Source organism: Flavobacteriales bacterium (genome assembly GCA_019694795.1).
Classification (GTDB): Bacteria; Bacteroidota; Bacteroidia; order Flavobacteriales_D; family UBA2798; genus UBA2798.
This window is the reverse complement of record JAIBBF010000001.1, coordinates 17,930-33,302: the sequence shown is the minus strand read 5'-3', so window position 1 is coordinate 33,302 and position 15,373 is coordinate 17,930. Positions and strand designations below refer to the sequence as shown.

General features: G+C 38.7%; 12 protein-coding genes. 6 read left to right on the top strand and 6 right to left on the bottom strand.

Annotated elements, in window-relative coordinates:
- Positions 1-25: 25 nt before the first annotated feature.
- From K1X56_00075 to secDF, 3 genes are all read right to left on the bottom strand, one after another.
- The gene (locus K1X56_00075; protein ID MBX7093087.1) at positions 26-2,218 is read right to left on the bottom strand and encodes a glutamine synthetase III; all 2,193 of its coding nucleotides are present in this window, start codon (positions 2,216-2,218) and stop codon (positions 26-28) included.
- 162 nt (positions 2,219-2,380) lie between these two features.
- Entirely contained in the window at positions 2,381-2,665 is a 285-nt protein-coding gene (locus K1X56_00070) for a twin-arginine translocase TatA/TatE family subunit (GenBank protein MBX7093086.1), read from the bottom strand.
- Between the two features lie 77 nt (positions 2,666-2,742).
- A complete protein-coding gene (gene secDF / locus K1X56_00065) occupies positions 2,743-5,859 on the bottom strand; it encodes a protein translocase subunit SecDF (GenBank protein MBX7093085.1) in 3,117 nt (1,038 codons plus the stop codon).
- Between the two features lie 211 nt (positions 5,860-6,070).
- Here secDF and K1X56_00060 point away from each other — a divergent pair, with 211 nt between their 5' ends.
- From K1X56_00060 to K1X56_00050, 3 genes are read left to right on the top strand one after another with little or no spacing between them, the layout of a single operon-like run.
- Complete coding sequence (locus K1X56_00060) at positions 6,071-8,356, top strand: T9SS type A sorting domain-containing protein (GenBank protein MBX7093084.1); 2,286 nt, start codon at positions 6,071-6,073, stop codon at positions 8,354-8,356.
- Positions 8,343-8,726, top strand: a complete 384-nt coding sequence (locus K1X56_00055) for a hypothetical protein (protein ID MBX7093083.1) — start codon at positions 8,343-8,345, stop codon at positions 8,724-8,726. The genes K1X56_00060 and K1X56_00055 overlap by 14 nt, the downstream gene beginning before the upstream one ends.
- The gene (locus K1X56_00050) at positions 8,726-9,130 is read left to right on the top strand and encodes a DUF393 domain-containing protein (GenBank protein MBX7093082.1); all 405 of its coding nucleotides are present in this window, start codon (positions 8,726-8,728) and stop codon (positions 9,128-9,130) included. Before K1X56_00055 ends, K1X56_00050 begins: the two co-directional genes overlap by 1 nt.
- Here the strand turns inward: K1X56_00050 and K1X56_00045 are convergent.
- The 3 genes from K1X56_00045 to mdh form a co-directional block, all read right to left on the bottom strand.
- A complete protein-coding gene (locus K1X56_00045; protein MBX7093081.1) occupies positions 9,113-10,054 on the bottom strand; it encodes a DUF1574 domain-containing protein in 942 nt (313 codons plus the stop codon). The genes K1X56_00050 and K1X56_00045 overlap by 18 nt on opposite strands.
- A complete protein-coding gene (locus K1X56_00040) occupies positions 10,054-11,328 on the bottom strand; it encodes an MBOAT family protein (GenBank protein ID MBX7093080.1) in 1,275 nt (424 codons plus the stop codon). Before K1X56_00040 ends, K1X56_00045 begins: the two co-directional genes overlap by 1 nt.
- Before the next feature lie 205 nt (positions 11,329-11,533).
- The gene (gene mdh / locus K1X56_00035; GenBank protein ID MBX7093079.1) at positions 11,534-12,469 is read right to left on the bottom strand and encodes a malate dehydrogenase; all 936 of its coding nucleotides are present in this window, start codon (positions 12,467-12,469) and stop codon (positions 11,534-11,536) included.
- A gap of 280 nt (positions 12,470-12,749) precedes the next feature.
- On the opposite strand from mdh, the gene K1X56_00030 reads away from it, so the two are divergent.
- The 3 genes from K1X56_00030 (at position 12,750) to K1X56_00020 (ending at position 15,340) form a co-directional block, all read left to right on the top strand.
- Positions 12,750-13,328 carry an RNA polymerase sigma factor gene (locus K1X56_00030; protein ID MBX7093078.1) on the top strand — a complete coding sequence of 193 codons (579 nt, stop codon included), beginning with the start codon at positions 12,750-12,752 and terminating at the stop codon, positions 13,326-13,328.
- A gap of 1 nt (position 13,329) precedes the next feature.
- Entirely contained in the window at positions 13,330-14,751 is a 1,422-nt protein-coding gene (locus tag K1X56_00025) for a gliding motility-associated C-terminal domain-containing protein (GenBank protein MBX7093077.1), read from the top strand.
- A gap of 172 nt (positions 14,752-14,923) precedes the next feature.
- On the top strand, positions 14,924-15,340 hold the full coding sequence (locus K1X56_00020) for a hypothetical protein (protein ID MBX7093076.1): 417 nt from the start codon (positions 14,924-14,926) through the stop codon (positions 15,338-15,340).
- Positions 15,341-15,373: the final 33 nt, after the last annotated feature.

Genomic DNA, 15,373 nt, shown 5'->3' with positions numbered 1-15,373 from the left:
CCCGCACGGAGCGGGATTTTTTTTCTTATTTGGTAAAGAGTAATTCTCTGAATTTTGGCATGCTCCACAATTCGTCATCAATCACAATTTCCAGTTTGTCGGCATGGTAACGGATTTTGTCAAAGAATGGTTTTACATGATCGCAATAAGCAATCGCTCGCTCGCGTGAATCGGAGATGTTGTTTGCTTTTTTGCGTTCTTCAATCATATCATCCACTTTAGTGATAATGGTATTTACATGTTCACTGATTTCGATAATGAGATTCTGTAAACCTTCAGTCATTTTTTTAGCGTTTGTGCCTAAAATGTCTTTTTGTTTTGCCAGATTATCCATCAACTGATTTTGATATTTAATCGCAGCCGGAACAATCCGGGTCATGGCAATATCGCCCACCAAACGCGATTCAATCTGAATTTTCAATGTGTATTGATCCAATTCAATTTCATGACGCGCCTCAATTTCGCGATGCGTTAATACACCTTCTTCTTCAAATAATTTCGCAATTTCTTTTCTTGCCCAAACATCCAAAGCGCGAGGCGTATCTTTTACATTCGAAAGACCTCTTTTCGCTGCTTCTTTCACCCATTCTTCGCCATAACCATTTCCTTCGAAACGGATTTTTTTCGAATCAACGATGTATTTGCGCAACGTTTGAAGAATCACTTCATCTTTATCTCCACCTTTGTTGATGGCTGTATCAATTTCTTTTTTGAATTTTTTCAACTGATTCGCCATAATGGTATTTAATACCATCATTGCATTTCCACAATTTGCAGAAGATCCTACTGCACGGAATTCAAATTTATTTCCTGTAAATGCAAATGGAGAAGTTCTGTTGCGGTCTGTATTATCGAGCATAATTTGCGGAATGCGACCGATATTCAGTTTGAGTTCTGTTTTTTCTTCAGCACTCATTTTCCCACTCTTCACGTTTTTCTCTAACTCATCCAACACGCGCGAAAGTGAAGCACCGATAAAGGTCGAAATAATCGCAGGAGGCGCCTCATTTGCACCTAAACGGTGATCATTAGATGCGGTTGCAATGGATGCACGAAGTAAATCTGCATTGTCGTGAATCGCTTTAATGGTGTTGATGAAAAACGTAAGGAACATCAAATTTGCCTTAGGCGTTTTTCCCGGACTCAATAAATTTTTCCCGGTATTGGTTCCCATCGACCAGTTGTTATGTTTTCCGCTACCATTAATTCCTGAGAAGGGTTTTTCATGGAATAATACACGGAAGTGATGCTTGCGTGCAATTTTTTCCATCAGGTCCATTAACAATTGGTTGTGGTCATTCGCAACATTCGCCTCTTCGAAAATGGGAGCACACTCAAATTGATTGGGAGCAACTTCATTGTGACGAGTCTTCACAGGAATTCCAAGTTTCAGGGCTTCCGTTTCAAATTCGCGCATGTAAGCATAAACGCGATCAGGAATTGAACCGAAATAGTGGTCTTCCAATTGCTGACCTTTAGCCGGTGCGTGACCGAACAAAGCGCGACCTGTCATCATTAAATCCGGACGAGCATTAAATAATGCTGAATCAACCAGGAAATATTCTTGTTCCCATCCAAGTGTAGAATGAACTTTTGTTATGTTTTTATCGAAATACTGGCAAACATCTGTTGCTGCTTTATCCAATGCATGAAGTGCTTTCAATAAAGGCATTTTGTAGTCGAGCGACTCACCGGTATACGAAATAAAAATTGTTGGGATACAAAGTGTTTTCCCTATGATAAATGCAGGTGAAGATGGATCCCAAGCAGTATAACCACGAGCTTCGAATGTATTTCTGATTCCGCCATTCGGAAAACTGGAGGCATCCGGTTCTTGTTGTACCAGCATGCTTCCTGAAAATTTTTCAATGGAGCGACCTTCACCTCCGATAATAGGTTCAAAAAATGAGTCGTGTTTTTCTGCAGTTGTTCCTGTTAAAGGTTGGAACCAGTGTGTATAATGTGTGGCACCTTTCGATATAGCCCAATCTTTCATCCCTACCGCTACCTGGTCGGCAATCGATCGATCCAGCTGATTTCCTTCAACGATGGCTTCTTTTACTTTTTCGTAAACACCTTCGGAAAGAAACTGGCGCATGGCGATATCTCCAAAAACATTTTCTCCAAAGAAGGAAGAAATTCGCTCGTTGGAGCCGCCGGAATGGTTGGGTTGACGATTAAATACTTCGTCTAAGGCCTTAAATCGGATGGTTGACATAAATTTTCCTGTTTTTTGACAAATCTATGCGAAAAAAGGGGGGTGTCGTCAAAAAAAGTCAAAAAAAATATAAACAGGTGTCGAAAAATTGGGGGGTAGGCTAGAAAATTGTAGGTTTTTCAGCAAAAGGATATAAAAAAAGGTCCTTGTGGACCTCTTTCATTATCGTATTGGATTCTCTAAATCCTTATCAATATCAATTTCTTTACTGATATCCAGCTCCTTACTGATGTCAAGGCTGGAATTCATTGCCCCGGATTGTTTAGTGGCTTGTTCGGCAGAGTTGCGGATTTCGTTTTGGATTTCCTGAGTAGCATCTTTAATGGTCCTGATTCCTCTTCCAAGGGTCTTGGCAATGGTTGGAATGCTTTGCGGTCCAAATAAAATAAGGATGATTAGGAAAATAACCACCACTTCACCACCTGAGATATTGAGGAACAATAGCATGCTTGCAAAGTTAAGGAAGGAAGGATAGTGCCAACATATATTTCAAAAAAAAAGCCTCCCGAAGGAGGCTTTTCTGATTATTCAGGTTTTTTAGTAGCTGCTTGCGATAAGTCTTTTCCTGTAAAATCGTACACCAGAGGTGATGCGATAAACAAGGATGAATATGTACCTACTGCAACTCCTACAAGAAGAGCGAATGTAAATCCTTTCACCGATTCCCCACCGAAAATAAAGATGGTGAGCAATACGATAAAGGTGGTCATAGATGTATTGATGGTACGGCTTAAGGTGGTGTTTAATGCCGTATCAATCATGGAAGAAGATTCCATTCGTTTATGCTCATGAATATATTCACGAATACGGTCGAATACAACCACGGTATCGTTGATAGAATAACCAACTACGGTAAGGATCGCTGCAATAAAGGCTTGGTCAATTTCCATCGAGAACGGAAGGATTCCGTAGAAGATGGAGAAGATTCCCAATACAATTAAGGCATCATGGAACAAGGCCAATACGGCTGCAAGTCCAAATTGCCATTTAGAGAAGCGAATTACAATGTAACCGAAGATGATTAAAAGAGAGAATAAAATTGAAGAGATCGAAGATCCGATGAGTTCTTCAGAAATTACGGCTCCTACTTTACGTTTACTTTCAACGGTATATTTTCCATTATAGATTTTATCAAGACCTTCTTTCAGTTTATCTTCCACCTTTGTTTCTGCTTCAGGTGTTTGATCGTTGAATAAATACTTCGTCGTGATTTTCGCTTTGAATTTGTTTTCAATACGTTTTACCTCAGGAGTAAGTTTTTGACCATCCTCTACAAATGCATCCGCAAGTGTTGTTCTGATTTTATCGTAATCAGCAGCTTCGTCAAAACGAACTTCAAACGCGTATCCACCGGTAAATTCTACGCCATAATCTAATCCTCTCACAAATAAGGAAGCAATACCTCCAATAATAATAAGCGATGAAATTCCGTAGTATAATTTACGACGCTTCATAAATTGGAATTTAGAGCCAACCAATAAATTCTCAGAGAATTTAGTAGAGAAGGAGATGTCCTTTTTACGATCGAGTAATTCATGAATAATTAATCGCGAAATAAAGATGGCAGAGAATAAGGATGTGAAAATACCAATGATAAGTGTGGTAGCGAATCCTAAGATCGGACCTGATCCAAATGCTGCAAGTACCACTGCAGTTAAAAGGGTAGTTAAGTTTCCGTCAATGATCGACGATAATGCGCGTTTGAATCCGTCATTTACCGCCATTTTCAATGATTTGCCTAATCTCAGTTCTTCACGGATACGTTCGTAGATAAGTACGTTAGCATCTACCGCCATACCAATGGTAAGAACGATACCGGCAATACCGGGAAGTGTTAATGAAGCTTGAATGGAAGCGAGTGAACCAATCAGGAAGAATAAGTTGGCAAGAAGCGCAACGTTGGCAATAAGTCCTGCCTTTTTATAATAGATGTACATGTAGATCAATACAATCAACAATGCAATCAGGAAGGAATTTAAACCGGAATTAATGTTGGCTTGACCAAGTGAAGGACCTACCTCTACGGAGTCAATAATTTGAGCTTTCGCAGGGAGGGTACCTGATTTCAATACGTTGGCTAAGTCATTAGCTTCATCAGGAGTAAAGCTACCGGAAATGGAAGAACGTCCGCCGGTGATTTTGTCATTAACCCAGGGAGCAGAATACACATAATCGTCCATTACAATCGCAATACAGGATTTACCTTTAGCGCGGTCGGTCATGATAGCCCAGGTTTCAGATCCTTTGGCATTCATCTGCATTACAACTTCTACTTTATTCGAATACTGAGAGAAATCGTAACGTGCTTCGGTCACTGATCCACCATCTAACAGTGGAACACCTTTTTTGTTTTTCTTAATACAGTATAACGAAATCTGATTGGTTTCATTTCCGTCAATACGAAGTGGTTTTGCATCCCATAAGAAGGTTAATCCTTCCGGCCAGATATTGGCAACGATTGGATGAAACAATAATGAATTTAAACGTGCAGTATCGGCAATAGAACAAGTACCGATGCGGCATGATTTTTCTTCCCAGGAATAACCGCCACCTTCAACCTGACGAATAGCCAGATTTAAATAAGCGTAAATCGGATATTTTTTTCTTTTTTCAAGGTCGGTAAGATTGGTATCTGCTTTTTCTTTAGCAGCACCTGAATCAGGATTAACCGCGGCAATTTTTGAAGAATCTCCAGCTGTTTTCAAAGTGTCCGGAGGCGTAGGCAGAGTTGTATCAGGAACAGTTGCAGCTACTTCATCACCGGTGTACAATTCAGGGTACAATTCGCGGCTCAGTAGGTTGTTGGCCATTTCAAGTGAAGGGGCAACTTCATAGTTGTTGTAGGTTTCCCAGAACTCAAGATTAGCAGTAGCTTGAATTAAAGCACGAACACGCACTTTATCTTTTACACCCGGAAGTTCAATTTGAATACGACCGGACGAACCTAAACGTTGAAGTGTGGCATTGCTTACACCAAACTTATTTACGCGGTTGTTCATGATCTGCTCGATGTTCGCCATCGCTACTTCTCGTTCATCACGAAGTTTAGCAACCACTTCATCGTTGGTCATTTTACTTTGGAACTTATCCTTGTTCGCTGCAGAGAATACAGTAGCTAAACGACCTTCAGGGTTGTTCAACGTAAATTCTGTTACGAATACATTAATAAAATCTTCGCTCGGATTTTTGCTCCATTTAGCCAGTGCAGCTTCGTATGGTTTGCGGAATGCCGGTGTTTTGGTTTTACCTGCAAGATTGTTGATCAGGTCAGGAATTGATACCTCAATGGTTACGGACATACCGCCTTTAAGGTCAAGACCAAGACTTAACTCACGTTTTTTACAATCCTGATACGATTCTCCCAAAATAGGATATGCAGGCTCGTGTGCTACCTTCTTCAGGTAGTCTTCCGTTAACCGACTGCGGAGATTTTCCTGGTCGATTTCTTTTTGCATGTCGAATTTGTCAGATCCGTAAACAACCATTTGTTGTTTGGTCTGAATGATAGAATCCAGCTGACGGTCAGCTTCTTCTGCGGCTTCCTTTTCCACGCTGTTGGTAACCCAGGAATAGGAAATCTGGAACAGACACGCAAGTGTCAGAAGAATGGTGAAAGTCCAGATAGCACTCTTGTTTTGCATTGAAAACAGTTTTTCGGTTAGATAAAATTGGGGTGCAAATATAGAATTTGTGGGCTTATTTACCAATTCAATGTTGATAAAGCGTAAGTATTTGGTTTTCAGCAAGGGTTTTACCGTTCACCCGCATTTGGACCCTTTTCCTTAAATTTGAAGGCTTTGTTGCATCACATGTGGCAAAATAGACGTCTTTTGTAAGAAATCACCGGGTGATATGCGGAAATATTTGTTTTTGGGTTGGATAATGGTACTGGCGGGGAGCCTAAGTGCACAAACGCCTTATTTATTTACCCGATATGATTCAGTGGCTGTACGTTCCGGAACCGATACTCTTCGTTTGGCCTGGGCCGGTGGAATCAATTATGCTCAGTTTAACACCATTGATTTAAATGGGGATGGGGTGAAAGACTTGTTGTTGTTCGATCGAACCGGAAATAAACCCTTGTGTTTTCTTCACCAGCCAGGTGCAAATAATATTGAATATCGTTATGCGCCGGAATACGAGATGCAGTTTCCCACTATGATGAACTGGGCGATTTTGAAAGATTATAATTGTGATGGACTGGAAGATTTGTGGACCTACACACCCGGGGGTATTCGTCTGTATAAGAATACAAGCAGCGGAGGCGTGTTGAGTTTTGTTTTGGTTAAAGATTTAATCCGATCCTGGCAATTGGGTAATTATGTCAATTTATACGTGAGCTCCGTCGACCTTGCCGGAATTGAAGATATAGATGGTGATGGCGATATGGATGTATTAACTTTTGGCGTGTTTGGTACATCATTGGAATATCATCGGAATTACTCGGTAGAAAACGGATTTGGTTGCGATAGTTTGGATTACACATTAATGAATCAATGCTGGGGTTGTTTTACCGAAAATCAAACCAACAATTCAGTTTATTTAAACGACACGTGCGCGAATACGGGAATTCCTAATCCGCAATTAGCCGAACTAATAGAAGAGGCCACCGAGCGTGATAAAAATTATCGCGATGATCCCGATAACAGAAGTGTAATGCGTCATTCCGGTTCATGTACGTGCGTATTGGATGTAAATGGAGATAACATGAAGGACCTGCTAATGGGCGATGTTTCTTTTCCCAATGAGGTTTTAGTAGTAAACGGAGCAACAGTTCCAAATGCTCACCAATGCATGACCTCACTCGATACCTTGTTTCCGGTATATGATACCCCAATTAAGCTGGAGCTTTTTCCTTGTTCATTCTTTTTGGATGTCAATAACGATGGAAAGCGGGATTTAGTTGTAACACCGCAATCGACCGGCTCATCCGAAAATCAAAAAAGTGTATTGTACTATCTGAATTCAAATACGGATGCTGTCCCTAATTTCAGTTTTGTAAAACGCGATTTTCTTCAAGATGAAATGATCGAAAAAGGAGAAGGTGCATATCCGGTTTTAGCAGATTATAATGAAGATGGGTTGCTCGATTTGTTTGTAGCTTCATATGGCTTTTACAATCCGGTTAACGACTCTGTATTTTCTCAGATCAGTCTCTATAAAAACATTGGCACAGCTACCGTGCCTTCATTTGAATTGGTCACTGAAAATTACGAATCGCTTGATGTTCTGATCAACCGCAGAAGCTATTATCCCACCTTTGGTGATTTGGATAATGATGGCGATGATGAAATGATTGTTGGAAATGAATTAGGTATTCTTTCACTCTTTACCAATATCGCCGGCGCCGGAAATCCGTATGATCATCAATTAACACAGGCAGGAATGACCGACGATGTGGGGAATATTATTGATGTGGGACAATTTTCTGCTCCACTTTTAATCGATATCGACAGAGATAATGATTTGGATTTGCTGGTTGGAAATAAATCAGGAAAAATTACCTATTACCAAAACACAGGAACAGTTACTACTCCTTTATTTAAATACATCACCGATTATTTCGGACAATTAAACGTAAAGGAATGGTGGGATGCCAGTGGTTATTCAGTTCCTTCGATTTACGATGATAACGGAGAATATCAGTTATTCATTGGTTCAAAAGCCGGCTGGGTGCATCATTACAATAATATTGATGGAAATTTAAGTGGCGCATTTACCCGAGTAGATACAACCGTTTTTGAAGTTTTAGATGGACTCCGTACATCTCCTGCTGTGGCCGATTTAAATAATGATGGTCAAATGGATATGTTGCTTGGGAATTACCGTGGCGGTATCTCCTATTACAATGGGGATTACAATGGTACCTCCGGATTAAATGAAATCATGCAGCAGGTAAAATTTATGCTTTATCCCAATCCTGCAAACCAACAGGTAACCCTGAATGCGGATAAATTTGGTGTAAATGCCGATGTTCACATTTACGACATGGTAGGAAATAAAATTCAATTTGTGCGAATGACTAGCTCAAGGATTGATTTAAATATTGAGTCGTGGTCGAACGGTATCTATCTGGTTCAAATAATTTCCGAAGGGAAAACTCAAACTTTAAAACTGGTAAAAAATGAATCGCGTTAGTATTCTCTTTCTTTTCATCATTTCTGTTTTTGTTTATTCCTGCGAAAAGGGTCCCGGTAAAGGAGGAAAAGCAAAGATTAATGTCACCTGCATCAATGGCCTATCCAACATGCCGTACGCTCAATTAAAAATAAAATACGGAGCAAGTTCGTATCCGGGTCAGAATGTTTCCTACGATGAAAACGCAACTTGCGATTATACGGGTGACTACACCTTCGATAATTTAAAACGAGGCGATTATTATGTTTACGCATATACCACTGATTCAACCGGAAATGTTGCATTAGAAGGTGGTGCTCATGTGTTGATAAACAATAAGCCGGGAGAAACGCATGTGGTGGTCGATTTTAGCGAGGCGGATCCCTTTTAATGCCTGTGGAATCAAAACATATTGTTTTTTTTGATGGTGAATGTAATCTGTGCAACTCAAGTGTGCAGCGGATTATTCGTAACGATAAAAAATCAATTTTTTTCTTCGCTCCGCTCCAAGGTGATTATGCAAAAAACTTCCTTGCTGAATTTGGAGTTGATCCTCAAAAGTTAAACACCATTTTATATTTTAATGGTGAAAAAGTTTATTCGAAATCTGGCGCGGTATTACGTATTGCCGGAAAATTGAAATTTCCATACCCTTTGTTGTATCCATTTCTTCTGGTTCCCGGATTTATTCGAAATGCGGTTTATGATTATGTAGGTAAGAATCGCTATAAGTGGTATGGGAAGAGAGATTCCTGTATGATTCCGGAAAAAAATCTTTTATCGCGATTTTTGTAATAGCTTATACCAGTTTCCTATTTCACGACTAAATAATTGTGCACCATTGTGATTTAAATGTCGCGCATCTTTCCAATTCGATGCATTATTTTTCCAACTTTCGTTGAATTCGTTGGAATTGAAGTAGGGCGTTTTATTTTCCTTCAGGTAATCACTTATTTCCCTGCTAAATTTTTTTTGAAAGTTCAGATAAACGAATGTAGGTGCAGTAAAAAAGTAAATTCCGATTCTGTTTTTTTTGCACTGTAAAATAATGTCGGTTACATAATGGAAATAATGAATGTTAAAGGCCGGATTCTTAGGCTCTTTTTCTTTTTGTGCCATATACATCACATTGGAACTGTCTTGTGCCTCCGGCAAGGATGGTTCATAACCGTTTAGGCTGGACTTTAACCTTAATGGGAAAATGCCGTTTTTTATTTCGCTGAATAGTTTTCCATTGTGGCGGTATGAACTAAATAAGAATTTAAATTTTTCTTCAAAACCCAGTTCATCGATGTATTTTTTTACAAATGCATCTGAATTATAATAATAGCGCAGTTGTAAAACACTTCTGTCACCAAATGTGTTTTTTTGAATCAGAAATTGATCAGGATCTAAATGAATAAGAATGTTTTTTGGCTTTTTGTGGTTCGATATTAATATATGTAATAATGCGGATTGAAAGGATAATCCCATTCCCGCGTGTGAAAGATTAAATGCTTCCGGATTTAAACTGTCAGGTATCACCTGATATAATGCTCTTGAATCGCCTAAAATTAAAAGTTCAGGGTTAATTTCACTTTTTAAGTAGGCGTTTATTTTCCCTCCCGATTGTCCACTTAGTTGTTTTTGGTAAAATGAATCAAAAATAATACTACTGATTTTATCAACGATTACAATCAAAAAAAGCGCTATTGTGATATGAATTATTGATTTCTTCATTAAAACTGAAAATATATAAATTGATCGCCATCGGAAACGCTAAACCAAATTAAAAGCATTGTAAATGTTACAATGAAGGATAGTGATTGCACGGGATGTTTTATCGGGTTTAATGAATAAATGCTCCGTTTTCTCAAAAAGAAAAATTCGAACATTACCATAATGCCTGTCATAAGAATCATTGAAACGAATATGGAGGTGTCTTTAATACTGATGCCTCCAACTATCGGCTGACTTAGCATTTTATGGTAGATATAAAGAATTTGGTCCCAGGTTTCACTTCTGAATAAAACCCATGTTAATGTGATAATTTGAAAAACAATAAAAACTTGTATCGGTTTTGCAATGGAATTGTTGTATTCTTTTTTAATGAAGGATTTTAAAATTCGTTCTGATATTAATAATAATCCAATACTTATCCCCCATAAAACATAGTTCCATGCTGCACCATGCCATAAACCTGCAATGGTCATTGTAATAAATAAATTCCGGTAAGTGAAAATTTTACTTTTTTTATTTCCACCTAATGGAATATATAAATAATCCCTCAGCCAGGTTGAAAGAGAAATGTGCCATCTTCTCCAAAATTCTGAAATGCTTTTTGCGAAAAAGGGTAGATTAAAATTTTCCATTAAATCGAAACCCAGAATACGGGCACTACCCAGAGCAATGTCTGAATAGCCGGAAAAGTCGCAGTAAATTTGGAATCCGAACGCCCAGCTTGCAACCCAAAATGTTGCTCCATTGTTAACACCATAAAAGTCGTAAATGGAATTAACGTATTTGCCAAGTAGATCTGCAACCACTGCTTTTTTGAAAAGTCCCCACAAAATCCGGTGAATACCAGTGATGAATCGTTCGTGGTTAAAATCGATTTTTTTTCTGAATTGAGGAATTATATTCTGCGGTCGTTCAATCGGTCCTGCAACCAGCTGTGGAAAAAATAAAACATAAACAGCATATATTCCTAGATGTCGTTCAGGACAAACATTGCCCCTATAAATTTCAATGGTATAGCTGATCGATTGAAAAGTGTGAAATGAAAGTCCGATAGGTAATATTAAATTCCATAGTGGAAGTTGATGTTCAAATCCGGATATTCTTAAAATTGAATTGATCTGTTCGAGTCCAAAATTATAGTATTTAAATAAGGCAAGAATTGATAGGTTACTTACAATGGAAAGGATTAGCCATCGTTTCTTTTTTTTAGTTTCTACTTTAAAAATTTGTAATCCAGCATAATAATCAATTCCAATAATCAGAAAAAGAATCAATAGGTATATTGGAATAAAATAGGAATAAAAAACACAACTGGCAGTTAATAGTAGTATCCACCTCCATTTTTGGGGAAGAATGTAGAAGATAACCGTAGTTAGGCTTATAAAGAATAAAAAAGCAATTGAATAAAATTGCATTTCGAGATAGATAAAAAAAGGGAACTGAAATGATCAGTTCCCTTTTAGAATTGAAATGATGTGATTAAACAGTCAATGTATCCAAAACGCTATTCATATTACGAACAGCTTCAGCGCTCTTATCGAATGCAGCTTGTTCATCAGCGTTCAATTTGTAATCGATGATTTTTTCCCAACCGTTTCTTCCGATTACTACAGGTACTCCAAGACAGATGTCTTTTTGTCCGTACTCACCTTCAAGGTAAACGCAGCATGGGAAAACTTTTTTCTGGTCGCGAACAATGCTTTCTACCAATAAAGCTCCTGCTGCTCCTGGTGCGTACCATGCAGATGTTCCGATCAATTTAGTTAAGGTTGCTCCACCTACCATGGTATCTGCAACAATTTGTTTTTGCTGATCTTCAGAAAGCATATTGGTAACAGGAGTACCATTTAAGCTTGCCTGACGAATCAATGGAATCATAGTGGTGTCGCCATGTCCACCAATTACCACTCCGTGAAGATCGTTTGGTGAGCAATTTAATGCTGCACTCATATAACATTTAAAACGGGCCGAATCAAGAATACCACCCATTCCGATAATTCTGTTTTTAGGAACGCCTGCGCTTTTAAGTGCGAGATAAGTCATCGTATCCATTGGATTCGAAATAACGATGATAATGGCATTGGGTGAGTGCTTCAAAATGTTTTCTGTTACATTTTTTACAATCCCTGCATTAATACCGATTAATTCTTCGCGGGTCATACCTGGCTTGCGCGGCACACCGGAGGTGATAACCACAACGTCAGATCCTGCTGTTTTGCTGTAATCGTTAGTGCTACCGCTAATGCGTGTGTCGAATTCCAAAAGTGAAGCAGTTTGAAGCATGTCGAGTGCTTTTCCTTCTGCAAATCCTTCTTTAATGTCGAGAAGTACCACTTCTTCTGCGAGTTCTCTGCGAGCAATGTTGTCGGCACATGTTGCCCCAACTGCACCTGCTCCAACTACTGTAATTTTCATGATTTTATTTTTATAGGGTTCAATTGATTTAATCGGCCTCTAAATTAAGAGTTTTCAGTTCAATGCCGTTTTTCCTGAGCTCTTCTTTCGGTCGATTTGATCAAATTCGTTTTAATTTTTTCCCCAATTATTCAGGCGAAGCCCTATTTTTAAGGTCAGGTTTTGGGATTTTTTTCGGGGAACCTGCTGATTTTCTGTAACATTTGAGCTATTTCGATTGTTTTACCCTTAAATCAGGCAACCCCTGCCGGACCTTCACGTCTAACGAACACGAAAGCTAATGAAACTAAACTCTGATCAACTGGAATCTGCCCTCAAAGGCTGCGTTGCAGGTGATCGCAGGGCGCAGGAACAAATCTTTCGGATGTTCTTTGGAAAGATGATGGCTGTGTGCATGCGATATACCCGTGATCGGGATACTGCGCAGGATATGCTTCAGGATGCCTTTATTAAAGCGTTTGAAAAATTGAAGGATTTTAATTTTTCAGGTTCGTTTGAAGGTTGGTTGCGAAGAATTGTTGTCAATACTGCCATTGACCACTTCAGGAAAAATAAAAATTTACTGATGCTGGAAGATGAGGCAGGAATTGCGGATGAGGAAGGTGATTCCCCAGGCGATTTAAGCGAAGAAGAAGACTTATCCATTTACGAAAGCATTAAACCGGAAATGGTATTGGAGGCAATGCAAAAATTGAGTCCTGCTTATCAAACCGTGTTCAACTTATATGTTTTCGAAAATTACTCACACAAGGAAATTGCGGATACTTTAAATATTAGTATAGGTACCTCCAAATCCAATCTTTCAAAGGCAAAATTGAAATTAAAAGGATTGCTGAATAAGCATTTGACTTATAAATAAAATGGAGCACAAGTTAAACGGGTTCGAAAAAATGATCAATGAGTCGCTCGAGAATTTCGAGATGCCATTTGATCCGTCCGCCTGGTCGCAAATTGCGTCGGGGTTGGATGCTTCCGAACAAGCTCCTGTTCACGATGCTTTTGAAAATACATTACAAAATAAAGTCAATCAAGTTGAGGTTCCCTATGATGCTAGTCAATGGTCCCTCCTCGAATCTTCATTGCACCCTGTTAAATATGGTTGGTGGATTGCCGCCGGAATTGCAGGTGTTGTTGGTATAAGTTCCCTGATTTATTTTTCCGGAACGCCCAACGAATCACAAAAAACGAATCCGCTTACACACGAGAAAACGATTGCTGTATCGGATAATAAAATTGAGGTCAACAACAACAATACAGTTGTAAACGCCGATAATTCCATTGATAATAATCAGAATAAGTCCACCATAGGAAATAATTCTAGCAGTGTTGATTTGTCGGTTTCAAAAGACCCTGCACCAAATGATTTTAATGCAGATCTGAATAAAAAAGGACCTCAGGACTTAACCGATGTTTCTCCTAATGATAAGCATACGGTTAATCCGAATGATAAAAAGGACGACAAAACGAATCCCGTTGATTTAACGGATAAAGTTGAGGATCATTCAACCGCATCCCAGGTTTTACCTTCGCCTGAAATTATCATTGGGGCAGAAGAGTTTTGTTCCGGACAAGAAATTGAATTTAGTTCTGCTAAACCTGTAAAAAATTATTCTTGTGTTTGGGAAATCAATGGTAACGGATTGCCTATTCAGACCGAAAAACTCAGTTATTATTTCTCTGAACCAGGTATCTATTCCATTGCATTGTATTACACCAATGGAAAAGAAAAAACGTCGACCGTTACAAAATCAATACTAGTAAAACCAGCACCTGTAGCATCCTTTAGATTCAATGAGGAAATCGTAAATGGCCGACCCATCGTCCATTTCGAAAATAATTCTTCTGATTTTGTCAATGCAAAATGGTTGTTCCCCGATGGCACAAATTCTTCTGCTTCACAAGTCGATAAATTTTTCCGTCACAAAGGTGATTATAAGGTAATGCTTGGAGTTACTGCTGCAAATGGTTGCAGTAATAAAACAGTTCAGACTGTACATATAGAAGAGGACTTCAATCTGTTGGCACCAAATGCCTTCTCACCAAATGGGGATAATACCAATAACACCTTTATCCCATTCTCTTTAACTGTAATGGATGTTGAGTTTGTAATGACCATACACACCCGTGAAGGACGTTTAGTGTATCAAACCAATTCTGCTTTCCGTCCCTGGGATGGTAAATTCATGAGCGATAACCAGGCGGCACCGGAAGGAGTTTATATCTGGACGGTTGCAATAAAAGGTGAAGAATTGTATCGTGGATCGGTGACATTGCTTAAATAACTTTTTGTTAAATATTTTTGTAAACGCGGATGTAAAATTCACATTCGCGTTTTTTTTTCTGCGATTTTCTCCAATGAAAACCTGTTGATAACTCACTTTGATTTTTGCATTTTTTACTTCGGTATTTCTACCATTTTCTTAATTTCAAAGTCAGAATCAAATCAAGCTTGCGATGGAAAATTCTATTAAGAAATTATTATTTCTTTCTTTATTCTTTGTTGCCACTTCATCTTTCGGGCAATTCAGTTCTAACAGTAGTAACGCCGGTGATAATTACGAAAATCTCTCCGAAGATGTTAAAGCTATTGTTGATGCAAACAAATCATTTAATCGTGATTTTTATTTTGGTTTAAGTCGCTATTTTGAATTCACCATTCAGGGTGTGGAGTCGAAAGAGAAATTAAATGCGATTAAATCCCTAATCGAAAATCAAATTCCGGTTTTGAAATTTTCGGTAGATGAGAAAAACCGGATTCATTTGGAAGTCCCCGGAAAATATTCTTCGCTCGATTTGAAAACTGCAATTACTAACGGCGGATTTCAGATTTCGAATATTTTCAAATACACACTCGATCCGAGTTCAAAATAATTTTTTTTCTAAGAAGTTGCGATGATGAAATTG